19 protein-coding genes and 1 pseudogene are annotated in these 24,896 nt (G+C 55.5%); 16 read left to right on the plus strand and 4 right to left on the minus strand.

The window, feature by feature from the left end; translation table 11 throughout:
- Positions 1 to 6 precede the first annotated feature (6 nt).
- A complete protein-coding gene (locus PSH64_RS00860) occupies positions 7 to 1,536 on the minus strand; it encodes an apoptosis inducing factor family protein (protein ID WP_105347436.1) in 1,530 nt (509 codons plus the stop codon).
- A gap of 140 nt (positions 1,537 to 1,676) precedes the next feature.
- Here PSH64_RS00860 and PSH64_RS00865 point away from each other — a divergent pair, with 140 nt between their 5' ends.
- The 7 genes and pseudogenes from PSH64_RS00865 to PSH64_RS00895 all read left to right on the plus strand — a co-directional run.
- Positions 1,677 to 2,237 carry a YbhB/YbcL family Raf kinase inhibitor-like protein gene (locus PSH64_RS00865; protein WP_105347433.1) on the plus strand — a complete coding sequence of 187 codons (561 nt, stop codon included), beginning with the start codon at positions 1,677 to 1,679 and terminating at the stop codon, positions 2,235 to 2,237.
- Positions 2,238 to 2,324: 87 nt separating this feature from the next.
- Positions 2,325 to 4,058: a VWA domain-containing protein gene (locus PSH64_RS00870; RefSeq protein WP_305479630.1), complete on the plus strand. Its 1,734-nt coding sequence runs from the start codon at positions 2,325 to 2,327 to the stop codon at positions 4,056 to 4,058.
- 8 nt (positions 4,059 to 4,066) lie between these two features.
- Complete coding sequence (locus tag PSH64_RS00875; RefSeq protein WP_230174042.1) at positions 4,067 to 4,648, plus strand: RNA polymerase sigma factor; 582 nt, start codon at positions 4,067 to 4,069, stop codon at positions 4,646 to 4,648.
- Positions 4,645 to 5,265 (plus strand): hypothetical protein, encoded by a 621-nt coding sequence (locus PSH64_RS00880; protein WP_305479632.1) that lies wholly within the window; start codon positions 4,645 to 4,647, stop codon positions 5,263 to 5,265. Before PSH64_RS00875 ends, PSH64_RS00880 begins: the two co-directional genes overlap by 4 nt.
- 20 nt (positions 5,266 to 5,285) lie before the next feature.
- Positions 5,286 to 5,555 carry a hypothetical protein gene (locus PSH64_RS00885; RefSeq protein ID WP_253417307.1) on the plus strand — a complete coding sequence of 90 codons (270 nt, stop codon included), beginning with the start codon at positions 5,286 to 5,288 and terminating at the stop codon, positions 5,553 to 5,555.
- Between the two features lie 408 nt (positions 5,556 to 5,963).
- Positions 5,964 to 6,116 carry a type II toxin-antitoxin system HicA family toxin gene (locus tag PSH64_RS00890; RefSeq protein WP_305479633.1) on the plus strand — a complete coding sequence of 51 codons (153 nt, stop codon included), beginning with the start codon at positions 5,964 to 5,966 and terminating at the stop codon, positions 6,114 to 6,116.
- A pseudogene (locus PSH64_RS00895) lies at positions 6,113 to 6,295 on the plus strand (type II toxin-antitoxin system HicB family antitoxin); the annotation flags it as partial. The gene PSH64_RS00890 and the pseudogene PSH64_RS00895, both read left to right, overlap by 4 nt.
- A gap of 158 nt (positions 6,296 to 6,453) precedes the next feature.
- Here the strand turns inward: PSH64_RS00895 and PSH64_RS00900 are convergent.
- Positions 6,454 to 6,747, minus strand: a complete 294-nt coding sequence (locus PSH64_RS00900) for a DUF3077 domain-containing protein (RefSeq protein ID WP_305410755.1) — start codon at positions 6,745 to 6,747, stop codon at positions 6,454 to 6,456.
- Between the two features lie 577 nt (positions 6,748 to 7,324).
- Between PSH64_RS00900 and PSH64_RS00905 the strand changes: the two genes are divergently transcribed.
- The 5 genes from PSH64_RS00905 to PSH64_RS00925 all read left to right on the plus strand — a co-directional run bounded on the left by PSH64_RS00905 (position 7,325) and on the right by PSH64_RS00925 (position 16,941).
- Positions 7,325 to 9,724, plus strand: coding sequence for a class I SAM-dependent DNA methyltransferase (locus PSH64_RS00905; RefSeq protein ID WP_305479635.1), 2,400 nt, complete (start codon positions 7,325 to 7,327; stop codon positions 9,722 to 9,724).
- Positions 9,717 to 11,027 (plus strand): restriction endonuclease subunit S, encoded by a 1,311-nt coding sequence (locus PSH64_RS00910; protein ID WP_305479636.1) that lies wholly within the window; start codon positions 9,717 to 9,719, stop codon positions 11,025 to 11,027. Before PSH64_RS00905 ends, PSH64_RS00910 begins: the two co-directional genes overlap by 8 nt.
- Complete coding sequence (locus PSH64_RS00915; RefSeq protein WP_305479638.1) at positions 11,027 to 12,496, plus strand: ATP-binding protein; 1,470 nt, start codon at positions 11,027 to 11,029, stop codon at positions 12,494 to 12,496. Before PSH64_RS00910 ends, PSH64_RS00915 begins: the two co-directional genes overlap by 1 nt.
- Positions 12,497 to 12,807: 311 nt before the next feature.
- On the plus strand, positions 12,808 to 15,825 hold the full coding sequence (locus tag PSH64_RS00920; protein WP_305479639.1) for a type I restriction endonuclease subunit R: 3,018 nt from the start codon (positions 12,808 to 12,810) through the stop codon (positions 15,823 to 15,825).
- 189 nt (positions 15,826 to 16,014) lie between these two features.
- Complete coding sequence (locus PSH64_RS00925) at positions 16,015 to 16,941, plus strand: DUF5655 domain-containing protein (RefSeq protein WP_305479641.1); 927 nt, start codon at positions 16,015 to 16,017, stop codon at positions 16,939 to 16,941.
- A 176-nt stretch (positions 16,942 to 17,117) separates the two neighbouring features.
- On the opposite strand, the gene PSH64_RS00930 is transcribed toward PSH64_RS00925, so the two are convergent.
- Together PSH64_RS00930 and PSH64_RS00935 are read right to left on the minus strand one after the other, a co-directional pair.
- Positions 17,118 to 17,864 (minus strand): Cthe_2314 family HEPN domain-containing protein, encoded by a 747-nt coding sequence (locus tag PSH64_RS00930; RefSeq protein ID WP_305479642.1) that lies wholly within the window; start codon positions 17,862 to 17,864, stop codon positions 17,118 to 17,120.
- Positions 17,865 to 18,408: 544 nt separating this feature from the next.
- A complete protein-coding gene (locus PSH64_RS00935; RefSeq protein ID WP_305479644.1) occupies positions 18,409 to 19,020 on the minus strand; it encodes a hypothetical protein in 612 nt (203 codons plus the stop codon).
- A gap of 121 nt (positions 19,021 to 19,141) precedes the next feature.
- Between PSH64_RS00935 and PSH64_RS00940 the strand changes: the two genes are divergently transcribed.
- From PSH64_RS00940 to PSH64_RS00955, 4 genes are all read left to right on the plus strand, one after another.
- On the plus strand, positions 19,142 to 19,495 hold the full coding sequence (locus PSH64_RS00940) for a hypothetical protein (protein ID WP_305479645.1): 354 nt from the start codon (positions 19,142 to 19,144) through the stop codon (positions 19,493 to 19,495).
- A gap of 601 nt (positions 19,496 to 20,096) precedes the next feature.
- Entirely contained in the window at positions 20,097 to 21,407 is a 1,311-nt protein-coding gene (locus PSH64_RS00945) for a class I SAM-dependent methyltransferase (protein WP_305479647.1), read from the plus strand.
- A gap of 28 nt (positions 21,408 to 21,435) precedes the next feature.
- The gene (locus PSH64_RS00950; protein ID WP_305479648.1) at positions 21,436 to 23,781 is read left to right on the plus strand and encodes a sensor histidine kinase; all 2,346 of its coding nucleotides are present in this window, start codon (positions 21,436 to 21,438) and stop codon (positions 23,779 to 23,781) included.
- A gap of 22 nt (positions 23,782 to 23,803) precedes the next feature.
- The gene (locus PSH64_RS00955) at positions 23,804 to 24,895 is read left to right on the plus strand and encodes a hypothetical protein (protein WP_305479649.1); all 1,092 of its coding nucleotides are present in this window, start codon (positions 23,804 to 23,806) and stop codon (positions 24,893 to 24,895) included.
- The last annotated feature ends 1 nt before the right edge of the window (position 24,896 follow it).

The raw sequence follows: 24,896 nt of genomic DNA on the forward strand, positions 1-24,896 counted from the left end.
CGTGCGTCAGGCAAAATCCCGAACCAGGCGCCACGCCTCGTCCATCGACAGCGGTTGTTTCATCCGTTCGGCGAGCATCGCCATGGCCCGTTCTTGATCGCAGGCAACGGCCGCCGCCACCACGCCGTTTTTGGCGAACAGGCCAATAAACGGTGGATGCTCTGGGTCGCCTTTGAATTCGACCTCGTCCCAGGCCTCGGCGTGTCCGAGGTAGTCGTAGTTTTTGCCGAAGTGCCAGGTCCAGAAATACGGCACATCGAGGTAGCGTTCGTCGCCGCCGAGCATATTCGCCGCCGCAATCCGCGCCTGTTGCTGGGCCAGGCGCCAGTGCTCGATCCGTTGGGGCTGGCCGTTGAGCGGGAAGGTCGCGATATCGCCGACGGCCCAGAGCCCGTCAGTCACGCGCATGCCGCCGTCGACCTTCAATGACTGATCTTTTTCCTTCGGCAGATCGGTAAACGGGGTGGTCGCCGGGGTGACGCCAATGCCGACCAGCACCAGATCCGCCGGCAAGCGCTGACCGTTGTCCAGCAGCACTGCTTCGACCTTGCCTGCGCCTTCGATCTTCGCCGCTTCGCCATCGGTATGAAACACCACGCCATTGGCCTCGTGCAGGGCACGAATCGCCTTGCCGACGGCCTCGCCGAATTGCGCCTCGAAAGGGATGGCATGGCGGGCCAGGACGGTGACGTCCAGGCCGTACTGACGCAAGGATGAAGCGGATTCCAGACCAATGAAGCTGCCGCCCACAATCACTGCCCGTTGACCCGGTTTTGCGGCTGCCAGAATCTGCTGCGCCTGCGCCTTGGAACGCAGCACGAATACCTGCGGCAGGTCCGCGCCAGGCAGCGATAAGGGCTTGGGGATGCCGCCGGTGGCGATCACCGCGGCGTCATAGCTCAGCGATTGGCCATCGGCCAGGCGCAGCGTCCGGTTCGGTGCATCCAGGCCCATCACATCGCTGTTTATCCGTTCAATGCGCTGTTCACGATAAAAATCTTCATCCCGCAGCGGCGGAATTTCGTCCGGCGGCATCTCCCCGGCAATCACGAATTTGCTCAATGCCGTACGGTCGTATCCGGCTTCGGGTTCCCGGTCGATCAGCAGCACCCGGCCGCCGAAGCCTTTCTCCCGCAGCGCCGCCGCGCAGGCCGTACCGGCGGCACCAGCGCCGATGATCGCAAAGGTGCGCTTATCGTCCGCCGGCGGTGTGCTGGGGCTGGGCATCGGCTGGTCATCGACCCAGACCTCATCGTCGCGCAATTCCAGCGGGTAGCGCCGCAGACTGTCCAGGGACGGTGGCTCGCACAGCGCGCCGTCTTCGAGCCGATAGGCTGCCTTGTGCCACGGGCAGATCAGCCGTCCCTCACACAGCGCACCTTTGGCCAAAGGAGCCCCGGCGTGGGGACATTTGCCCTGATAGGCGCGCAATTGATCGCCGACCCGCAGCAAGACGATTTTCATCTTGTCGATACGGACCTCAAGGCCACGGTCGAGGGGCACATCGGCAAAACGGGCGACGCGGTGCAGTGCCATGATCGATCTCCAGGCAGGTGTTTCACTTAGGAGTTTGGTGCTTATTCACAGGTTCAGCCAATTCCCTCTGCCACCGCACGAACGGTCCGGCTATAGTTTGCGTGCCGACGACGGCCCCACCCCGCACAAGGTGCTCCGGTATGACCCGATTGACCTCTTTGAACCCTTGGCTGGCGGCCGTTGCAGTCGCCCTTTGCGTGCAGTTGCCGGCGCAGGCCCAGGAGCGTTTCACCCTCAGCATCCCCGGTGTTTCGGACAATCGGCTGTTCACGTCGGCGGAAGCCAGCGATGCCAGCGGTTGCGGCGGCAAGAATCAGTCCCCGGCCCTGAGCTGGAGCGCCGGGCCCCCGGGCACCCTCAGCTACGCCATCGTCATGCACGACCCGGACGGCCAGAAAGGCTTGGGCGTCGATCACTGGATTCATTACGGCATCAAGGCCACGACACGGCAGATCCCGGCTGGTGTCGGCGCCAAATCCACTCTCGAAGGCGTGGGTGGCACCAACATCAAAGGCACCACTCACTACGTTGGCCCGTGCCCGCCCATCGGTGACAGCTCCCATCACTACATCATCCAGATCTACGCCCTGGACCTGGCGCCAGAAGCCTTGCCTGCCGGCCTGACCCGCGCGCAGTTGCTGGAACAGATCAAAGGCCATGTGCTGAAAAACAGCAGTGTGGTGCGGCGTTATCACCGCTGAAGATTTTTCACTTCGGCTTAACCCGAACCCGGCGGGCTGTCCGTCTCAGAGGATGAATGAGTCAATTTCCTCCTGAGGTCAGCCCCCATGTCCCTTCCTCTGCATGTCCTCCGCCCGGCCGCCCAGGGTTTCGCCGTCGGGTTACTGCTGGCCGTTGCCGGTTGCGGCGGTTCATCCACACCAGCCTCTGAGACGGGCAACCCGGCAGCGGCTGCGCCCCCGGCTCAAAATGCGCCGAAAACTGAAGCATTAGTGCGCGAATCGGCCATGGCGGACACCGCGATGGCCAAACGCAACGCAAGACCGGGCCCGCTGGTCGCTTTCGCGCCAGTGCCCGCCGGTGAAACTTATCCACAGGGCTACCGGGATGAACAGCGCGAGCAATATCAGGCGCTGGCCGATAACCCGATTCACAGCGTGGCCGAAGCGCCGGTCTCGACTTTCAGCGCCGACGTCGATACCGGCGCGTACGCCAATGTCCGGCGCTTGCTCAATCAGGGGCGTTTACCGCCAGAAGGGGCGGTGCGGCTGGAAGAAATGGTCAATTACTTCCCCTACGATTACGCCTTGCCCACTGACGGCTCACCGTTCGGTGTGACCACCGAGCTGGCACCGTCACCCTGGAACCCGCATACCCGATTGCTGCGTATCGGCATCAAGGCCTCCGATCGCGCGGTGGCAACGCTGGCCCCAGCGAACCTGGTATTTCTGGTGGACGTGTCCGGTTCCATGGACCGTCGTGAAGGCTTGCCTCTGGTCAAAAGCACCCTGAAATTGCTGGTCGATCAACTGCGCGAGCAGGACCGGGTTTCGCTGGTGGTGTACGCCGGAGAATCCCATGTGGTGCTGGAGCCGACTTCCGGACGGGAAAAAGCGAAAATTCGTACCGCCATCGAGCAATTGACGGCGGGCGGTTCGACGGCCGGCGCGTCGGGTATCGAACTGGCTTACCAAATGGCGCAACAGGCGTTTATCCCCAAAGGCATCAACCGCATCCTGCTAGCCACCGACGGTGACTTCAACGTCGGCATCAGCGACTTCGACAGCCTCAAGCAAATGGCTGTGGATAAACGCAAGACTGGCGTGTCCCTGACCACCCTGGGTTTTGGTGTGGATAACTACAATGAACACCTGATGGAACAACTGGCCGACGCCGGCGACGGTAACTACGCCTACATCGACAACCTGCGCGAAGCGCGCAAAGTGCTGGTGGATCAACTCGGCTCAACCCTCGCAGTAGTGGCGAAAAACGTGAAGCTGCAGGTGGAGTTCAACCCCGCTCAGATCAGCGAATATCGGCTGTTGGGTTATGAGAACCGCGCCTTGAAGCGTGAGGATTTCAGCAACGACAAAGTCGACGCCGGAGAAATCGGCGCAGGGCACACGGTGACGGCGCTGTACGAAATTGTGCCCAAGGGCGAGAAGGGCTGGCTGGAACCGCTGCGCTACGGCAATTCCGGGGCAGAAGTTTCCGCAAAAACCGGAGAATTGGCGATGCTGCGGGTGCGTTATCAGTTGCCGGAAGGTGGGAACAGTCGCTTGATCGAACGGCCAATACTGAAGGGCGAGACCGGCAAACTCTCGACCGCCAGCGATGATCTGCGTTTTGCCGCCGCCGTCGCTGCCTTTTCCCAGCAGCTCAAGGACGGGCGCTACACCGGTGATTTCAGCCTGAAAGACACCGAAACCCTGGCCCGTGGCGCACGGGGTGATGATCAGTTCGGCCTGCGCGGAGAGTTCGTGCAATTGGTGGAATTGGCGCAGAGCCTGCGAGCCTCCACCGCCTCGAATCAACCGCCCAACGACAACCGGATAGAGTGAAAGCTGACATGTCCGATCCTGCAATCAGCTCAACCGCCAGCAGCGACGAGTCGCTGCTGGCGCGCTACCGCTCGGGCGACGGGCCGGCGTTCGAAGTTTTGTACGCCCGCCACCGCCAGGGCCTGTATCGATTCCTTCTCGGCCTCAGCGGTAAACCCGAACTGGCCGAAGAGGTGTACCAGGAAACCTGGCTGAGCCTGATCCGCAGCACCAGTCAGCCACAAGGCCGGGCGAACTTTCGTACCTGGCTCTACCAGATCGCCCGCAACCGCCTGATCGATCACTGGCGCAAACACGGCATCCACAACCCCTTGCACGACAGCTACGACGAACAGGCCCACGCCCTGATCGACGACGCAGCCGACCCCGAACAACTGCTGAGCCTGAGCCGCGACGGTCAACGCCTCGAAACCGCCCTGCAAACCCTGCCCGCGGACCAGCGCGAAGTGTTCCTGCTACGCGCCCACGGCGACCTCGACCTGCCGCAGATCGCCACCCTCACCGAAACACCGCTGGAAACCGTTAAAAGCCGCTTGCGCTACGCCCAGCAAAAACTGCGTCGGCTGCTGGCCGAGGAGGTACTGACATGACTGACGCCAAACAGACACCGCCATCGCCTGACGATGAAGTGCTCAAGCATTTCCGCGACCACAGCAGCGGCGAACCACCGGCGCACCTCGACGCCTTCATTCTCGCCACTGCGCACCGCGAAGCCCCCGCGCCGAAGCCCAGCCTGTGGCAACGCTGGCTCCGCGCCTGCCAACAGCCCCGTTGGCAAGTGGCATTCGCCAGTCTCGTCGGCGTCGCACTGATGCTGGCATTGGTGCAACGCACGCCGGAACAACTGCCGAGTTACGACTTCGCCCCTGCGCCCAAAGCTTCCGCACCGCTCGCCAAACCGGAAGCCGCTGCCCGCTCCCAGGCCGCACCGGCCGAGGCCTTGTCCGCGCCCGCACCGGCTGCGCCGATGGCGGATTTTGCTGCACCAATGCAACGAGAGTCGATCAACAGCGAAATGGCCGACGAAGCCAAACTCAGCAAACGCGCCGCCGCGCCGGTTAAGTCACTGGATGATCAATTACGTGAAGTGATACGCCTGCAAGAGGCCGGACAAACCCAAGCCGCCGAAGCGCTGATGACGACATTGCACAAGCGCTTTTCCAAGGAAAACCTGGCGGCCAAACTCAAGGAATTGCAGAAGAAATGAGCTGAACAGCGGTCGACAATTTGGCAACAACACCCGAAAGCGCGCACTATCGGCCTATAGCCGATGCGTTGGAGGATGCCGTGGCCCAAAAAATCGACCGCATCGCCCAAATGCTCAACTGCCCGGTGAAGGGTGAGGAACTGCGGCGAGCAGTGACTGAGAGTCGTAAGGAGTTTCTTCTGGCGAAGCAGGCAGAAGATGATCTTGAGGAAGACGTTCTTGATGATGAGTTGATCGAGGACGAAGAAGACGATGATGAATACGACGAGTTTGATTGGACGACAGAATGAAAAAACCGCTTTGGCGGTTTTTTGTCATTTAAGAAACACTGTTTGATCTGGAGTCATCAGGGCGTGTTTTACGCAACAGGTGTAGGGGGGCGGTGGCAGCAACGCCGCTGACTACCCAAGAAACTACCCAAGAAACCGCCCAAGAAACTACCCAAGAACTACCCAGAAAATGTTGTGGGGTAAGGCGATGAGCGTCGGCAGCGACTGGTTCATCCGCACGCGGCTGACCTGAAACGAGTCAGCGATTTGAACCGTCAAGTTTTCCTTTACGGTTGCCTCTGCCTTGACTGGATCACCAGTGCCTACCGGCAGTTGACGAGAAGTCCTCAACGCTTACAATCGCCCACAACACGGCCCCTGTCGGTTGATGCGCTTCGGCGCTGAGACTGCTCAGGGGTTTTTTATTGCTTGGGATTTCTCCGCCTTACCAATCGCGTTGGGTCCCGGGTACGCTTTGAGCTGAACGGTGTTGTCGGCACCTTTCATCGAACACACCCGGATAAAGAAGCAAAGCCCTACCAGGTTCGCGCTTTCCTTGAGCAATCAGGAGTCACCGCATGAACGTAATGAATTACAAAGGCTATGCCGCCCGAATTGAGCACAGCGAGGAAGATGGCCTGTTTGTCGGCCATATTGCTGATATCAGAGATGTCGTTGGATTTCATGGCGAGTCAGTACAGGAGCTTCGAAACGCATTTGAAGAGGCTGTCACTGATTATCTGGAAACTTGCGCCAAGCTCTGATGAAGACCGGGCGCATGCCTGACCACTGCCATTGCACGACTATGCAGTTGCATGAGTGGTAGGACGCCAGAAGTCAGCATCAACACGCATCCGCTCACATCTGACAGTTTTGGAGGCCCCGAAAAATCGAGGCGCATTTCATGGGTGAGTCGCCGCTATTCTGCGGTTTGTTGCGTCGCCGTCTGCGGTGGTTGCGTCAGAACTTTCACCACATCATCAACCACCGCCTTACCCATCGCCGTCAAATAGTGCGCGGCCCAGGCGTGGCGGTCGGTGTCTTTTGCGTAGGCCGCATCCTCAGCAAACGACTTAGCCAGGAACAACAGGTCGGACGCCTGCGCCAACGCTTCGCTGATGGGCACACCACCATTCACTCGAAACAGCGGTTCAACAGAGCCGTAGTGGAAGGGTGTGAAACCGATGGTTTTCAGTTCAGATTGCTTGGTCATTGACCACCTCCGATGTTGGCGAAGCAGTGCATGGGAACAAGCGATGGGGCGTTACGCGATGTGGAAACGAGGTGAGGGAAAGCCGAAATTTGTACGGATTAATGCTGCGCATAATTCACTTCCTTGATTTGAGAAGCTGCCGCATCCGATACCAAGCGAATGGGTGGCAGCTGTGCGCAGGTTGGTAAACCGGGGAATCAAGGAAACCGGCACGCCCGAAGGCGTCCCACGCACAGCCGCCATAACACAAGACCACAGACGAAAAAAAACGCCTGCAATCGTGTTGGGGGCGCTGTTGCGCCTTATTCCATCGGGTTACCAAGCCCGGTCGCTGAATTGGCAGCGACGGCAGAAGGGTATCGTGCAGGCTGAGCTCCTGCAACCTCCGAGATTCGTAGGGATTTTCTGCTGAATCAGTCGGAAGGAGATGACGTCGATGTCTTCAGTTTCGAGGAGCTGTTCCATTGGCCAGATTTCGGCCCTGCAACGGTGTCATTTGGTTAAGATGCTGCGTTTAGCCAACCCTTGGGCTGCCAAGTCGCCCAGTTGGCCAGCGTTTCGACACGGAGTATCTGCAGTGAACCACGCGGTCCACAACAAACTGGTTTCTTTCATCTGGTCCATTGCTGACGATTGCCTGCGCGATGTCTATGTGCGCGGCAAGTACCGCGACGTCATTCTGCCCATGGTGGTGCTGCGCCGCCTGGATGCCCTGCTGGAGCCGAGTAAACCCAAGGTGATGGACGAGTTGGCGCTGCAGCAGAGCGAGATGGGCCTGACCGAACTGGATGAGAGCGCCCTGCAAGCCGCTTCCGGCTATGTGTTCTATAACATCAGCAAGTGGACACTGAACCAGCTGCAGAAGACTGCCACCAACAATCAGCAAATCCTCCTGTCCAACTTTGAGGAATACCTCGACGGCTTCAGCGGCAACGTCAAGGACATCATCCGGCGCTTCAACCTTAAGGCTCAGGTGCGCCACATGGCCAGCAAAGACGTGCTGCTGGATGTGCTGGAAAAATTCACCTCCCCCTACATTAACCTGACTCCGAAGGATATCGAGGATCCGGAAGGCAACCGCCTGCCTGCCTTGAGTAACCTGGGCATGGGCTATGTGTTCGAGGAACTGATCCGCAAGTTCAACGAAGAGAACAACGAGGAAGCGGGCGAGCACTTCACCCCGCGCGAAGTGATCGAGCTGATGACCCATCTGGTGTTCGACCCAATCAAGGATCGTCTGCCCACGGTCATGACCATTTATGATCCGGCCTGCGGCAGCGGCGGCATGCTCACCGAGTCGCAGAACTTCATCGAAGAGAAGTATCCGGATCCGAGCACGCAGCGGGACGTCTATCTCTATGGCAAGGAAATCAACGACGAGACCTATGCCATCTGCAAGTCGGACATGATGATCAAGGGCAATAACCCCGCCCATATCCGCCCCGGCTCCACCCTGTCCGTCGACGAATTTGCCGGCAGCCGCTTCGACTTCATGCTGTCCAATCCGCCCTATGGCAAGAGCTGGGCCAGCGAACAGAAATTCATCAAGGACGGTGGCGACGTCATCGACCCGCGCTTCAAGGTCACGCTCCGGGACTACTGGGACAACGCAGAAGTGCAGGACGCTACCCCGCGCTCCAGTGATGGCCAGCTGCTATTCCTGATGGAAATGGTCAGCAAAATGAAGGCTCCGGGTGAAGCCGGTCTGGGTTCGCGCATCGCCTCGGTGCACAACGGCTCGAGCCTGTTCACCGGCGACGCAGGCGGTGGCGAGAGCAATATCCGCCGTCACATCATCGAAAACGATCTACTGGACGCAATCATCCAGTTGCCTAACAACCTGTTCTACAACACCGGTATCACCACCTATATCTGGCTGCTGTCCAGTAACAAGCCGGCACGTCGACGAGGCAAAGTGCAGTTGATTGATGCCAGCCTGTTGTACCGCAAGCTGCGCAAGAACCTGGGCAACAAGAACTGCGAGTTTGCTGCCGAACATATCGAGCGGATCACCCAGATCTACCTCAATCTGGACAACATCGACCGCCCGGCCGGCGGTGACGGCGTCGCCGCTCGAGTATTCGACAACCGCGACTTCGGCTATTACAAGGTCAACATCGAGCGGCCGGACCGGCGTAAGGCGCAGTTCAGTGCCGAGCGCATCGAAACCCTGCGCTTCGACAAGGCCCTGCGCGAGCCTATGGAGTGGATCTACCAGCAGTGGGGCGAGGCGGTGTACCAGGATCAGACCCTGGCCAAGCATGAAAAGGCCATTCTCGCTTGGTGCGAAGAGCAGGGCCTGGAGCTTAACGCCAAACAGCGCAAGAAGCTGCTGAATCTCGAAACCTGGATGAAGCAGTCCCTGCTGGTGACTGTGTCTAACTACCTGATGCAGGCAGTCGGCACCGATGAGTTCGACGACTTCAACCTGTTCGCTAAGCAGGTTGACAAGGTGCTCAAGCAGTTGGGCCGTGACTCCGGCATCAAGCTCGGTGCCAGCGAGCGCAACCAACTGCTCAATGCCGTGAGTTGGTACGACGAAAACGCTGCAAAGGTAATCCGCAAGATCGAGAAGTTAGACCGCGAGGAACTGCCGGCCCTGCTGCACAGGCTGGGTTGCCGCGAGCCGGAACTGCCCGACTTCGGCTACTACTCCAACGGCAAGCCCGGCGAGTTCATTACCTACGAGTCCAGCAGCGAACTGCGTGACAGCGAGAGCATCCCGCTGGCGGACTCTATCCACCGCTTTTTCCAGGCCGAAGTGCAGCCCCATGTCGAGGAGGCCTGGATCAATCTGGAGTCGGTCAAGATCGGCTACGAGATCAGCTTTAACAAGTACTTCTACAAGCACCAGCCGTTGCGCAGCATGGGGGAAGTAGCACGGGAGATCGTGGCGCTGGAGCAGCAGGCGGAGGGGTTGATTGCAGAGATTCTCGGGATTCGGGTCAAGGATGTTTCGGGGGTGAGGAATGACTAATTTCTTAGAGGTAATGCCTAAGTACGCGGCATATAAGAAGTCGACAATAGAAAATATTGAATGTATTCCTCAAGGATGGAGCGTTAAATCCATTCGTTACGCTTTTAAGTTTTTGAACAGCCGGCGTATCCCTCTGAGCGCTTCTCAGCGAGAGGCTCGTAAAGGAGAGTACCCATATTATGGTGCGAGCGGAATAATTGATTATGTAGATGGGTATCTATTTGACGAGTCCTTGATTTTGATTGCTGAGGACGGCGCAAATCTTCTAAGCAAGTCTACACCGCTAGCATTTGTCGCCGAGGGTAGATACTGGGTAAATAATCACGCACACATTCTTAGGCCGAATTCTTTTGGATTCATTTATTGGGCTGAATTGCTTAGCTCTCTTGATTATACCGCTTTCATTTCTGGTGCCGCTCAGCCGAAATTGACACGCGACAGATTAGGTGGCGTGAGAATACCTGTTCCGCCAACAGATGAAATAACGCATATAGCCAACTTTTTAAACAGCAAAACGGCGCAAATCAACCAGGCTATCAGTGTTAAAGAAAGGCAGGTGAATCTGCTTAAAGAGCGCGAGCAAATACTGATACAACGTGCTGTAACCCGTGGCCTTAACCCTGATGCGCCCATGCGGGATTCCGGCAGTGAATGGATTGGCGAGATTCCGACGCATTGGGGGATTATGGCCAACCGTGCCTTGTTCCGTGAGCGAGTCGAACCTGGAAAAGAGGAACTGCCTCTGCTTTCGGTTTCCATCCATTCCGGCGTGTCCGACGAAGAGATGTCCGAGGACGAGAACATCCGTGGTCGCGTAAAGATAGAAGATAAAACCAAGTACATCCGTGTTCGACCAGGCGATATCGCCTTCAACATGATGAGGGCGTGGCAGGGGGCAATTGGTGCGGTGCGCGTGGAGGGTATGGTCAGCCCCGCTTATACCATTGCGGTTCCTTGCTCGCGCCTCGATGCCCGGTTCTTCGAGTACCAGTACCGTACGCCCGGCTTTATCCAGCAGATGGATCGTTACTCAAAAGGCATTACAGATTTCCGCAAAAGGCTCTACTGGGATGGCTTCAAGCAACTGATAACCCTGGTACCCCCTGTTGAGGAACAACGGGCCATCGTTGAGTTTATCGAGCAGGCGATGCTGAAGCAGGAGGCTGCCGTTGCCTTGCTTGAACAACAAATCACCAAACTCAAAGAATATAAATCCACCGTGATTAATAGCGCCGTCACCGGCAAGATCAAGGTGCCGGGCGTGGTGGAGCCTACCGAGATAAAGGAACGGGAGATCGCCTGATGACGGTGGAGCGTGACCTTGGCTATCTGCAATCCCTGCTCAGGGAGCTGTGCGCATTGCCGCAGGAAACCGAGTGGGTGGAGTTCAAGCAGGACAACGACGATGCGCCGATGATCGGCGAATACATCTCGGCGCTGGCCAATGCCGCCGCTCTGCTCGGCAAGCAGTATGGCTATCTGCTCTGGGGCATCGACGATGCCAGTCATGCCGTGATTGGTACGGCTTTCAAGCCCGCCGCCTCCCGTTACAAGCAGCAGGAGCTGGAAAGCTGGCTGCTGCAGAAAACCGCGCCGAAGATCCATTTTCGCTTTTTCGAGTTTGCCGCCACTGATGGCCAGCCGGTAGTGATACTGGAAGTCCAGGCCGCCAGCCATACCCCGGTGCAGTTCGATGGCGTCGAATATATCCGGGTCGGCTCCTACAAGAAGAAGTTGCGCGAGTTTCCCGAAAAGGAGCGGGCGCTCTGGCGCGTGTTCGACCGAGTGCCCTTCGAACAGCAATTGGCCGCACAGAACCTTGGCGTTGATCAGGTGCTCAAGCTGCTCAACTATCCGGTTTACTTCGACCTGACCAACCAGCCCTTGCCGGAGGGGCGCGACGCAATTCTTGCGGCGCTGGCGGCCGACCGGATGATCCAGCGCAGCGACAGTGGGCAATGGCATATCACCAACTTGGGCGCCATTCTGTTCGCCAAGCGCTTGCAGGATTTCCCCGCCCTGGGACGCAAAGCTGTACGCCTGATCCACTATAAGGGCAGTGGCAGACTGGAAACCAATCGTGAAATCACTGGCAATAAGGGCTACGCCTTGGGCTTCGAAGGGGTGATCGACACCCTGAAAACCCTGCTGCCGACCAACGAGGAAATTGGCAAGGCTTTCCGTCAGGAAGTGCCTATGTACCCGGAACTGGCCCTGCGCGAGCTGGTGGCCAATGCCATCATTCACCAGGACTTCAACCTGAGCGGTACCGGGCCGATGATCGAGCTGTTCGAGCGGCGGATGGAAATTACCAACCCCGGAGTGCCTCTGGTGGACCCGCAGCGCTTTCTCGACAGTCCCCCGCGCAGCCGCAACGAGGCGTTGGCCTCGTTCATGCGCCGTATCGGCATCTGCGAAGAGCGCGGCAGCGGCATCGACAAGGTGATCGCCCAGATCGAGCTGTACCAGCTCCCGGCGCCCATCTTCGAGCAAACCGACGAACACACTCGCGTGGTGCTGTTTGCCCACAAGGACTACAGGGACATGGAGCCGGAGGACCGCATTCGCGCCTGTTACCAGCACTGCTGCCTGAGTTACGTGAACCGCGAGCCAATGAACAACACCTCGCTGCGCAAACGCTTCCAGATCGACGAGGGCAACAGCGCTATGGCCAGCCGGATTATCAAGCAGACCATCGAAGCGGGCCTGATCCGATTGTATGATCCTAAGGCCAATCGCAAAGCTTATCGCTATGTACCTGGCTGGGCATGACCTCATTTGACGGTCATTTGACTGAGGCGCCCATAACCGCCGGGGAAAGCCTCCAAACCCAGTATTTTCAGGGGGTTGGAAAAAAGCGCTCATTTGACTGAAAGGGATGTCGTTGGACGAACTGCCCAAGTGGGTGGACCAGCAGTGGGCTATCAGTAAGACCAGATTTGAAATCAAGGCCTCGATAAATCGATGGATTAGCCTGAGTCGGCGAATGTCTAAGCTTCCGCCACCTGGACATTTTCAGATATTCGTATGCCGTGTCGGGGTAGCCTTGCACCGACGGGCAAGCAAGGCATAAGGAAACCGGCATGGTAAGCAAGACCAATGAACAGGCGCTGGAAGCGAGCATCGAGAAACACCTGACCGGCACCTGTTTAGAAGAGCAGGTGATGGTACGCGACGGCGCGGCTGAGCGGCCTTTTGATCCCAACCACGGATACTGGCTGGGCCGCGCCCAGGACTTCAATGCCCGTTATGCGGTGGATACCCGCTGGCTATGGAAGTTCCTGCATGACAGCCAGGCCGATGAGCTGGAGCGCCTCAAACAACGTTACGACGATTGGGATCTGCGTATCCTGGAGCGCTTCGACCGGCTGGCGAAGAAGTACGGCGTACTGCATCTGCTCAAACGCGGCTTGGCCATCGACGATGTGCACTTCAACCTGATGTACCCCGCGCCGCTGGCCAGCAGCTCGGAGCGGGTCAAGCGCAATTTCGCGGCGAATATCTTCAGCAGCACCCGCCAGGTGCGGTATTCCCTGAGCAATACCCTGGAAGAGATCGACATGGTGCTCTTCATCAATGGGCTGCCCTTCGCCACCTTGGAACTGAAGAATCCCTGGACCGGCCAGACCGCCCGTTATCACGGACAGAAGCAGTACAAGCAGGATCGCGACAGCAGTCAGCCTCTGCTGCAATTCGGCCGTTGCCTGGTGCATATGACGGTGGATACCGATGAGGTCTATATGACCACCAAACTGGCCGGTGCCGCGACCTTCTTTCTGCCATTCAACAAGGGTCACAACCATGGTGCAGGCAACCCGCCCAACCCTAACGGCCACAGGAGCGCCTACCTGTGGCGGGAAATCTTCAGCCGTGAAAGCGTGGCCAACATCATCCAGCACTTCGTTCGTCTGGATGGCAGCAGCAAAACGCTGCTGACCAAACGAACGCTATTCTTTCCGCGCTACCACCAACTGGATGTGGTTCGGCAACTGGTGGCGCATGCCAGCAATCATGGAGTGGGTCAGCGCTATCTGATCCAACATTCGGCCGGTTCGGGCAAGTCGAACTCCATCACCTGGGTTGCCTATCAGCTGATCGAAACCTACCCGGCCTCGCTGGAAGTAGCTGGGGCCAGGGGCCTGGATGTGCCGCTGTTCGATTCAGTGATTGTGGTGACCGACCGGCGCCTGCTGGACAAGCAATTGCGCGAGAACATCCGCGAGTTCTCTGAGGTCAAGAACATCATCGCCCCGGCGCTGAAATCTTCGGATCTCAAGCAGGCACTGGAGCAAGGTAAGAAAATTATCATCACCACCATCCAGAAATTCCCGGTAATCGTCGATGGTATCGACGACATGGGCAGCAAGCGCTTCGCCGTGATTATTGACGAGGCACACAGCTCGCAGGATGGTAGCTCCCACGGGACGATGAATAAGGTGATGGGCGGTGACGAGCTGGATGATGCCCAGGAGAAGGTCCTTAGCGCCATCAAGAAGAGCAAGATGCGTGGCAACGCCTCTTACTTCGCCTTCACCGCTACGCCGAAGAGCAGCACCTTGGAGAAGTTTGGTCAACAACAGGCCGATGGCCGCTTCGAGCCGTTCCATCTGTATTCGATGAAGCAAGCCATTGAGGAGCGCTTCATTCTTGATGTACTGGCCAACTACACCACTTACAAAAGCTATTACGAAATCCGCAAGTCCATTGAGGACAACCCGCTGTTCGACAAGCTTAAGGCACAGAAGAAGCTGCGTAGTTATGTAGAGCGCGACCAGCAGACCATCAACGCCAAGGCCGAGATCATGCTGGATCACTTCATCGATCAGGTAGTGATCCCGAAGAAGCTCAAGAATCTGGCCAAGGGCATGATCATCACTCAAAACATCGAGGCGGCCATCCGTTATCACAAGGCCATCTGCCGGCTGCTGGATGCGCGGGGTAACCCGTTCAAGGCGTTGATCGCCTTCTCCGGCGACAAGATGGTTGATGGCATCGAATACAGCGAAGCTCAGGTCAACGGCTTCGCTGAGGCAGATACCCGTGACAAGTTTGACACCGATGAGTACCGCCTGCTGGTCGTAGCCAACAAGTACCTGACCGGTTTCGACCAGCCTAAGCTATGTGCCATGTACGTCGACAAGAAGTTGCAGGACGTGCTCGCCGTGCAGGCGTTGTCACGCCTCAACCGCGCCGCGCCCAAATGGGGCAAGAAGACCGAAGATCTGTTCGTTCTCGACTTCTTCAACCCAGTGGAGGACATCAAGACGTCCTTCGACCCCTTCTACACAGCCACCAGCCTATCCGGCGCCACGGACATCAATGTGCTCCATGAACTCAAGGATCAACTGGACGAAGTGGGCGTCTACGAGTGGCCGGAGGTGGAGGCGTTCGCCGCGCAGTACTTCGACAATGTAGATGCCGAGCAGTTGGCTGTGCTGATCGATATCGCCGTCGAGCGTTTCGATGTGGAACTGGAGCTGGAGGATGAGGAGAAAGTCGATTTCAAGATCAAGGCCAAGCAGTTCGTGAAGATCTACGGCCAGATGGCCTCGATCATGCCTTACGAAATCATCGCTTGGGAAAAGCTCTTTTGGTTCCTCAAATTCCTGATCCCGAAGCTAAAGGTCAAGGATAAGCACGCCGACGAGATCGACGCCCTGCTCAACTCGGTGGATCTTTCCTCGTACGGGCTAGAGCGGGTAAAGCTCAACCACTCAATTGTGTTAGACGACTCCGAGACCACACTGGATCCGGCCAACCCCAATCCGAGAGGGATACATGGCGTTGATCAGGAAAGTGACCCGCTGGATCAGATCATCCAGTCTTTCAATGAACGCTGGTTCCAGGCCTGGGGCGTAACGAACGAAGAAAAACGCGTGAAGTTCCTGAGCATTGTTAAGGGTATTCAAGAGCATCCGGACTTCGAAACGAAGTATCAGAAGAGTCAGGACGAAGACCACCGCAATCTGGCTTTCGAGAAGATCTTTGATGAAGTAATGCTGATGCGCCGACGCCAGGATCTAGAACTGTACCGATTGGTGGCCAGCGATCCCGCACTCAAGTCGACGTTGCAGGGGAATATACGAGGGTTGTTGGGGTGAGCGCCGGCCTGCTGTTTCTCGAGGCTAGCTCTCCGGTATGAGTGGTTAAACCTCGAAATGGATTCACAGAAGGCCCCGGCATATTCCCAGAGAGGGTCTTTTTCGCATGTATTTGATGGGTAAGCGGGATTCGAGTAATCCAGCACCTGATACCGGTATCGTATACGCGGGTTGTTAAAAGGATTTTGTATGAGCGATATCCAGCTCTTTCGTTTGAACACCGCCAACGGCGCCTGTGAATTACCTAGCCGTGCAGTGGCGGTAGAAAAACAGCTACAAAGCTTAATCGAAGCGCAGATGGAAGCCTTCCTCGGGGTGCGCTTTCTCGCTACCGAATACACCACCGGCAAAACCCACAAGGGGCGCATCGACTCCCTCGGGCTCGATGAGAATGGCTGTCCGGTCATCATCGAATATAAGCGTCACAGTAACGAGAATGTGATTAATCAGGGCCTGTTCTACCTCGACTGGTTGCTGGATCATCAGGCCGAGTTTCGCTGGTTGGTGATGGAAAAACTGGGGAAAGAGGCCGCTGAGCAGATTGAGTGGAGTGGTACGCGACTGCTTTGTATCGCCGCTGACTTCACCCGTTACGATCAGCACGCCGTGCAGCTGATACAGCGCAACATCGAGTTGATCCGCTACAAGCTGTTCGCAGATGATCTATTGCTGCTTGAGCTGGTCAATGTGGTGAGCGTGGCGGATACCTCCGCAGCAGCCAAGTCTTTAGAGAGTGGAGCAGACAAGCCGATTCCTGCTGGAAGAGACAAGACTTGGCAGGAACAACTGTCCCAAGCGACGTTGGAAATCTCTGTACTCTTCGAACAGACCACCAGCTACCTGCAGTCTCTCGGTGATGATGTGCAGGAGAAGCCCCTGAAGGTCTACCTTGCATTCCGTCGTTTGAAAAACTTCGCCAGCTTAGTGGTGCAGTCCAAGCGGCTGCAGCTTTACCTCAAACTCAATCCTGATTCTGTCGAGCTTGTTGAGGGTTTCAGTCGTGATGTACGCAACATCGGTCACTGGGGTACCGGCGATTTGGAGTTGAGCCTGCGCACTCAGGCCGATCTGGAAAGAGCCAAGGTGTTGATTGAGCGCAGCTACCGGGAGAACTAGAGCGGAGGGCTTGCCGAATCTCAGCCACAAAAAAGCCCCAGACCCAACGGCCTGAGGCTTTCTCGTTTCTACATATGGCCAGGCGTCGTTTGAACTGAAGGCTGCGAGGCCCATTCTGTAAGGGGTTGTCTGGTCGTGCTTCAGCAAGGCATACACGTGGGCATACACGCTCCGGGCTACTGGTCCTCATTTCCCATAGCGGAGAACGTTCTTTGAGCGTCGACAAAGCTGGGTGCGAGCTCATCTAGTAGCGCCTTCAGAGCTCCGACCAGTTCTGCTATTGCAATGGCAACCTCTGATACCCCGCTCATGATGTGCTCTCGCTTCAGCTCTTTCACATCAATTTCACCAGTGTCGATGCTTAACGTACTGACCGCCAAATATAGTCCTAGCTCGCGGTTTGAGTAGGCGCTTGAGTGGATCAATTCGTTTCTAGGTTCTCGATATTTCTCAACGACGTCGGTTACCCCAATCAGAGCGGAGTGAATACCAGGGTGATTGATCTTCGTTTGTTTCTTGACGAACGTATTGCCCCCTATGGACTCAAATTTCTTCGGTGGCATGAAGAGGGCTGCACCAACCAGCCGATGGGCACGGTCAATGAAACCGATCACTCGAAGCATGAAGTTTTCGTAGTGATAGCGGTATGCTTCTGGATCTGCGTTGGTTTCCGACCCAAGGTCCATCAGGAATTGCAAGGTTAGCCTTAACGAGGCCAATGCATTATCCAGTTCGCAGACCTTGTCAAATACGAAGGAGGAATAGCTTTCAGTCGCTAGAGGAGACGGTTTCTCCCCTTCTGATCTATGTGCCTTAAGGCACTTCCAGTAATAACTCTGCAGGTGAGGAAGCAAGATCTTTAAGGCTGGGTGTTCAACCAGGGCTTGTTTATGGGCATCTTGCCCTTCGGTCGATGTGCTCATCTCTTTCCTATCGGCGGTAGTGACTCGGCCCTACGGGAATACGATTGCTTTGGTCCCGAATCGCATTGGTGAGGGAGCTTTATCCGAATACGGCTCCAAAACTGCTGGGGCCCCTGTGGATCTTAGGATCATACGGGGTCGGAAACCCGCGAGATCTTGTTAGCGGTAGTTTCCCCAGCTTACTGAAATTTCAACGTTGAAATTGAAAGGATATTGAAGAAAAAAGGGCATCGTTACCGTGTTGGTAAAGATGCCCCTTTGTGTTGCTGATAACGCACGCATGGCGTTCGTCAACCGAGTCAACTCCGTCAACCTGTCAACCAACTTCAAAAATCCAGCCGCTAACACGAACGCGCGGGTTCTCTGCCCCGTGTCTATCCGAAATGCCCAGGGTCCCCAGCGACATTTGATTCATAGTGCAAACGCACTGGTGAACAGCAGTTCACCCGGTTCACCTGTTCACTAAGCTGGGCACTTTTCCGCTAACACGATGACGCGGGTTTCCGACCCCGTGTAACTACAAAGCTTGCAGGGTCCCCGGCACCTATTTAGAACTCAAAATCGGATGACCTCGAAAATCGAATCCCGGCAACGCCCGCTCTAAGTAGCTAATGGTGCGCTCTTCTAAAAGGGCTTTGGCAGAGGGCAGCAGTGCGTGAACCTCACCTGGTGTGGGAGCTCTGTCCAACCGCTTGTCCTTCACCAGTTCAGCTAGCTCGTGACGAAGTCGACTAGCTCCCTGTTTGGGATCAATCCTCGCATAGACCGAACCTCTAACCAGAAAAGTCGGGAACGCCTCTTGGTAGATTTCAATCAGCGCGCTCCAACGTGGATCATGAAACTCTTTCCCCACCAGTTCTTTCACCATTACATACGCCTGCCTGTGCTTCTCTTGTGAAGCATCCCAAGCGGCGTGACTGTCGGCCATGTACTGCGCGTCCTGCTCGTCTTGAAGCTCACGCCAACGGTTAATGGTCGTGAGGACCTCTTGTGCCTGGGCGATCAGTAAGGGGTCATTCGTTATGATTCCGATGTCCAAAGCAAGATGAGCAGCGCCATGAGCTATGTCTTCACTTTCGTAATCATCCTCCTTGCGCCGTTCGAAAGTAGCGAATCTAATTTGCAAAGCTTGGCTTACTGCTTGGTTGGAATGCATTGTTGATCACTCTTCTCTTGGTTTTGGACAAGCCGCCACACCGGCAAATGTCCGGTGGCAGCGGAAACTTCCACCGGCCCAGCTAACGTCACTCATCCATAAAACGCATGAGGGGACCGCCATGCAGAAAAAACTCGACAGCTACAAGGGTCCACTTTCCAATTCTCAAACAGCGAATGGAATGAACGCCGCGTTAAGAAACGCGGTACGGCTTGCCAAGGATGCCAGATTACTTCTTGACGCAGATCGGCTCAACGCGGATGAGGTTCGTGACGATCGCGAGGTATCGGTAACGCCCGACCCGCGTTGGTTGGCAGCCCTTCAATCCTTGAGTCGGCCCAAAACATCTCTAGCGCTCGAAAAATCTGCCGTGAATCGGCGTCAAGACTGTGTTGTCTTCGCTGAAGGTGCTAACAGCTCTGGGGGGGCGGGGGAGGTTGCTCGAAAATTGGTGTTACAGGTGTTTCAGGTGTAACGAATTTTATTAACCTATTGAATTTAATAGATTTAACTGCTGTTACACATTGGTCGTGCTTCACTGGAGCCGGCGTGTTGCAGACCTGATGCGTGTTACAGAAAAATCGAGCAATTGGGGACAGGCGTGGGCTGTAATCAGCGAGTAGCGAGCGCTCGAACCAGGTTCGTACCCACCTTAAAACATCCATTCTGACGGTTGCCCTGCTACAACGATTATTTTGAGGCTCCTTTCCTGACGGATCGCTCGCTTCACACCGTACCGTGTGCCAGCGGCTAAAAATGGCAGATGCCGCTACTCAGTTATGCCCGATTTTCAGAGGACATTGAGAATGACGAGGAGCAAAATCTCCATTTGACGTGTTAGATTTGGCTATCAACAGCGGGCTTTTATGTCATCATGTAAAGACTGCGAGAGAAGGTATGGTGTTGTGTTTTAGTGATTGGTTAACTAGTTTCGAAACGCTCATGCTCCTAAGTCGCTTTCATAAGATTTTTGTTACGGGTTTTTGTATGGAAGGTAGATAATAAATAATCATAGTAGTGGGGGTGCGAACCTTTGCTTGTTAAAAATTTTCAGTAGAGTTTGGTAATATTTTGAGATGAAAGAGGCTCATTTAACGCGCTGCCAAGTTGAAACGCCACCTGACATTGTTCGCTTGGTTTGGTCGTTAGTTTCAAAACAGCGACCTGGTCAAGTCTTTAACTCTGTATTGGATCTTGGCGCTGGTGATGGCCGCTTTAGCCATGTGGATGGGGCTTATAGAGAATATACAGGTGTTGAACGGGATGTGGCGAAAGTCTCTCAAGCCAAGCTTCCTCCCGGAGCTCAGCTAGTAGTAGCCGACGCCTTGCAATGGAAAGGATCGGATTACGAGATTTGCGTTGGAAATCCGCCTTATATTCGTCATCACGGTCTTGAGACTGTCTGGCGTGACTCGGCTTTGGAAAGTATTCGAACTGCTGGTGGCCCTGCGCTGAAGAAGACCGCAAACGCGTTCATTATTTTTTTAACTCAAGCGCTTATGCGCACAAAAGATGATGGAGTTGTTGCTCAAGTAGTTCCTTATGAGTGGGTGACTCGGCCGAGTGCTAGCGAACTTCGGGCGTTTATCGAGGGTAAAGGCTGGAATGTATATGTATATCGCTTCGATTCGAATATTTTTCCCACCGTGCTTACTACGGCGTCTATAACCATAATTGATAAAAGATCCAGCGACGGCGATTGGAAATTTGGGGTTATTAACCGGTCTGGTTCGATAAAGTTGGCGAATCATGCCTCCGGAACCCGCTCCAAGGTCCTCTCATATTCCGATGGATCTGACACTTGTAAAGCCATTCGAGGCCTGAGTCCGGGTGGGCAGGAGCTTTTCGTATTGACCGAAGAGGAGCGGCTATTCCACTCGCTCAAGAGGGGGAGGGATGTTCGCCCTTGTGTTACGTCTCTTCGATCCGTCAGCCAAGATATGGAGCTACTTGATAAAGATAGCTTTGAGCGAATCTTCGTGCGCACAGGATCTCGTTGTTGGTTGATCAGAAGCGACGAAGAGAAACTTTCGCCTGAGCTAACGCGCTACCTTTCTGGCATCAATGAGCCTGCTTGGGCCAGATACAGTACCTGTACGGCTCGTAAAATTTGGTGGAGGTATCGGGCTCACCCGGCTCCCGCGTTGCTGGTAGCGTCGGGTTTTACTCAGAAGCGCCCCAAAGTGCTAGTGAATGAGGTGGGGGCAGTGGCGGTCGGGTCCGTATACGGCGTTCTGATTGACGAAACTCTGAATCTGGCCCGAATGATGTTCGATAAGCTGCGAGACTATGATTTCCACAGGCGATTAGTGCATCATTCCAACGGCCTCAAAAAGATTGAGGTCCGTCAATTGAACGCCGTTTTGGCCGACCTGCTTCCGGCTTGAAGCATTGAAAAATTTTGAGCGCGATCATATGGCTAAGGATGACCAGAAAGACGTCAAGTTTGCGCAGTTCCACATTAGCGCGGCCTTGTTCGAAGAGCTTGGCGAACGGTTGGTCAGCAAGCCTGAGATCGCGCTCGCTGAGTTGATCAAGAATAGCTATGACGCTGACGCAATTTCCTGCACGGTGCAGATCGCTAATGATCAGATCGTCGTTAGTGATGACGGCCACGGGCTGACCGAAAAAGAGTTTCTCGAAAACTGGATGGTCGTCAGTAGCACCAATAAAGCCAAGCGTAGGAACTCGCGCAAATTTCAGCGCCACATGGCCGGGTCCAAGGGCGTGGGTCGATTTTCTGCTCGTTTTTTGGGTACCGTGCTCGTGGTGGAGACCACTGCACTTGACCCCAGTACCGGCAAACTCAGGACGTTGAAAGCTACGTTCGATTGGCTTGAGATATCCAAAAAGAATGATGTCGCGGATATTCAAATTGAATACACGGTAGTGCCCGCCGCAAAAGGCGTATCTACAGGAACGACGCTATCGATTCGTTCCCTCCGTGAGAATGTTTCTGACTTGCCTGTGACCAAAGTACGTACCGATGTGCTTCGATTGGTCAAAGCTGACGGTGGCCTTGAGCAGCCGGACTTCGGCAGTAGCCCGCCTGGCACTGAAGAGGACCCCGGTTTCCGTGTTGTATTCCCCCAGGGTGCATCAAATGATGCGCAGCAGGAAGATTTGGCCGAATCCATCCTTGGTCGGTATGTCGCACGTGCACGCGTAAGTGTTGATGAAAAAGGCGTGGTTGATTTTCGGATTTACTGGAAAGGTTTGGCCAAGCCTGTGGAGAAGCGCACTCTGCACCTAGATCGTCTGGCCAAACCTTATTCGTCAAAAGCTCTATCGGCCCACGCCGGCGATAAAGACCCCCGGGGCTTGCCTGAGGATCTTGCAGGCGTTGATTACCTGCCCCTCGCTAACACCCTTAATAGTCCAGTTTTTTTGGACCTTCGATTCTTCCCGAGCCGCCAAGGTACATTTACCGGTCTCTCGGTCAATGGCAAAAAGGCCATGGCATGGGTCAAGCAGAACTCTGGCGTTGCCGTGGTGGACAATGGTTTCGCGATGCCGGCTTATGCCGATGAAAACAGTGACTGGCTCGCAATTGAAGCATCCAAGGCTTCGAACGAACGCAACTGGCAGTCTATTTTCACACCATCAATTTATCCGATGGACCCTACAGCAAAGCGCAGTCCTGCACTGAACCCTATGCTAGCGCTGCCTCGGATGTCGCAGTTAATAGGCCGCGTCCATGTGGCGACGCGTAAGGTGCCCGCAGGCAATCAGGAAGACGATAATTGGCTGCAGCCCAACATGGACCGCGAGCAGCTCAGGGATAATGGCGCATTTCGACTGTTGTGGCATCTGGTCAGGTTCACTGTAGAGGCGCTGGCACACTTTGACCGGTCTTTTCGTCTGAAGGACGATGAAGACAGAGACGAAGAGGCCCGGCAGAACGCGCGGTCAGGGCTTGCCTCTGCCATTGCTCAGATCAGTTCGTCTCCCGAGATCAACGTCGAGCACAAGCAGGCCATGTTGCGGCAGCTTCAGGAGGTGGAGCAGCAGTTCTCGATCGCTGAGGAGCATGACAAGAGCGTTCGGATGTCTCTTGAACTCATGTCAATGATGGGGGTAATGGCCGGCTTCATGACCCATGAGTTCGACAAGACACTCGAGAGTATCCACAACGTAGGTAGCATCCTGCAGCGGTTGGCAGTTGATCATCCTGAACTCGCCGATGATGCCGCGTTGGTACTGAAGAACGAAGTTGCTCTTGCCCAACAGGCAGAGTACATGCGGCTGTATGTTGGGGCTTCCCGCAACATAACAGTGACTCCGTTCAAGGCGAAATCCCAGTTGAATGTCGCGATTAGAACCTTGACAGCCTTGGCGGAGGAGCACGATATCGATATTGAGATCGATGTCGACGCAAGGCTACCTGGGCCTGCCGTGCCATTGGCTGCTTACCATGGCGTTGCTATCAATCTTATCTCCAACGCGATGAAGGCCCTCGTGGCCAGAGTTAACAGCAGTAATCGAAAAATCAAGGTTTACGCGGTCAATGATGAGACCAAGCACGTCCTGGTCTGCGCTGACAACGGTATTGGCATTCCAGAGTATCTCCAGGGTCGAATCTGGGACCCACTCTTCACCACGACGGAGAACCTAGACGAGAGGAACCCATTAAATTCGGGACTGGGCTTGGGGCTTGCGGTAGTGAAGCGCGTCGTTGATGGCGTTGGCGGGAAGGTTGAACTTATGAAGAAGTCGCCTCCAGGGTTTGTGACGGCGTTCAGGGTTTCGTTTCCAGTTTAAATAAAGATTGATAGGGGGCGCTGTGTGTAAGGTACTGATCATTGAAGACCAACTGGAAACGATCGAGAAATTCAAGGCTTTGGCGGCAGGTACGGGGCTTACCTTTCTGGCTCCCTCCGAGGTGGGGCTCACCGAGCTAGATACCGAAGAGGGTGAGTCCGTCGAAGAGCAACTCGCAAAGTACCTAAAAGAAAAGATTGCTGAGCACGACATTGATTTGGTTCTGCTTGATACAGATCTCTCGCGTGGGCGTTCGTTGCAGACCCATTCTAGTTACAAAGCGGCCTTGCGAGAGCTTGGGATGCCAGTGTGCAGGTATCAGAAAGGAGGCAGCGCAACTCAACTGGCACAATTGCCTCAGCTGCAACGAACCATCCGAGATGGAGCGTCAGCGATCTGGATCCCGAAGGCTCTTGTGAGTGGGGACCGCATTAACGAGCTTGTTCCTCGCTTGATTGCTCTCAGCAAAGGGTTCAAAGACATCCTCAGCGCGCTCAATGCACAGCCGGAGTTGTTGGCGAGTGCACACAGCCCTAATGATGTTATGGCTACAGTGCTCGGCGATCCAGAAATTTCCTATGAGTTTCTGGGATATGCCGCGCAGAATCTTGTCTATTTTGCCAAGCCAGAGGCTGATGTCGAAGATCATCAGATCTCAAAAGTACGACGCTATGCCACGCAGCTGGGCTACTGGTTGTTCAATTACATTATTACTTTCCCTGGGCCGATCCTGCGGGATGATGCCGCAGCGGCTTACATCAACGTCCACCCAGACGAGCTCTCCGCGCAGGCTGAGCTACTAAAGACGATGGAGCCTGCTCAGTATCACGGACCTTTTGACAAGGTCGAGCGTTACTACTGGCGATCCCGACTGATCGAGCTACTGGAAGCGACTGGTGGAGATATCGGAAAGCATGAAATTTTAACCGGTAAATCACTTCGCCGCGTTGATCCTGAAAATATGGGCGCGCCAACTTATGTTTGTATGATTTCCGGCGAGCCAATTACGCTGGACCAAGCTGCTGTGAACCCTGACTGGGTCCCCTCCGGCGCAAGCGAGGCGAAGATCAAAGAAGACGTCTTGGACGAGCTTGGGCCGTTGGCAGGGATCTGAA

It is taken from the genome of Pseudomonas sp. FP1742 (assembly GCF_030687145.1).
Lineage (GTDB): Bacteria > Pseudomonadota > Gammaproteobacteria > Pseudomonadales > Pseudomonadaceae > Aquipseudomonas > Aquipseudomonas frederiksbergensis_D.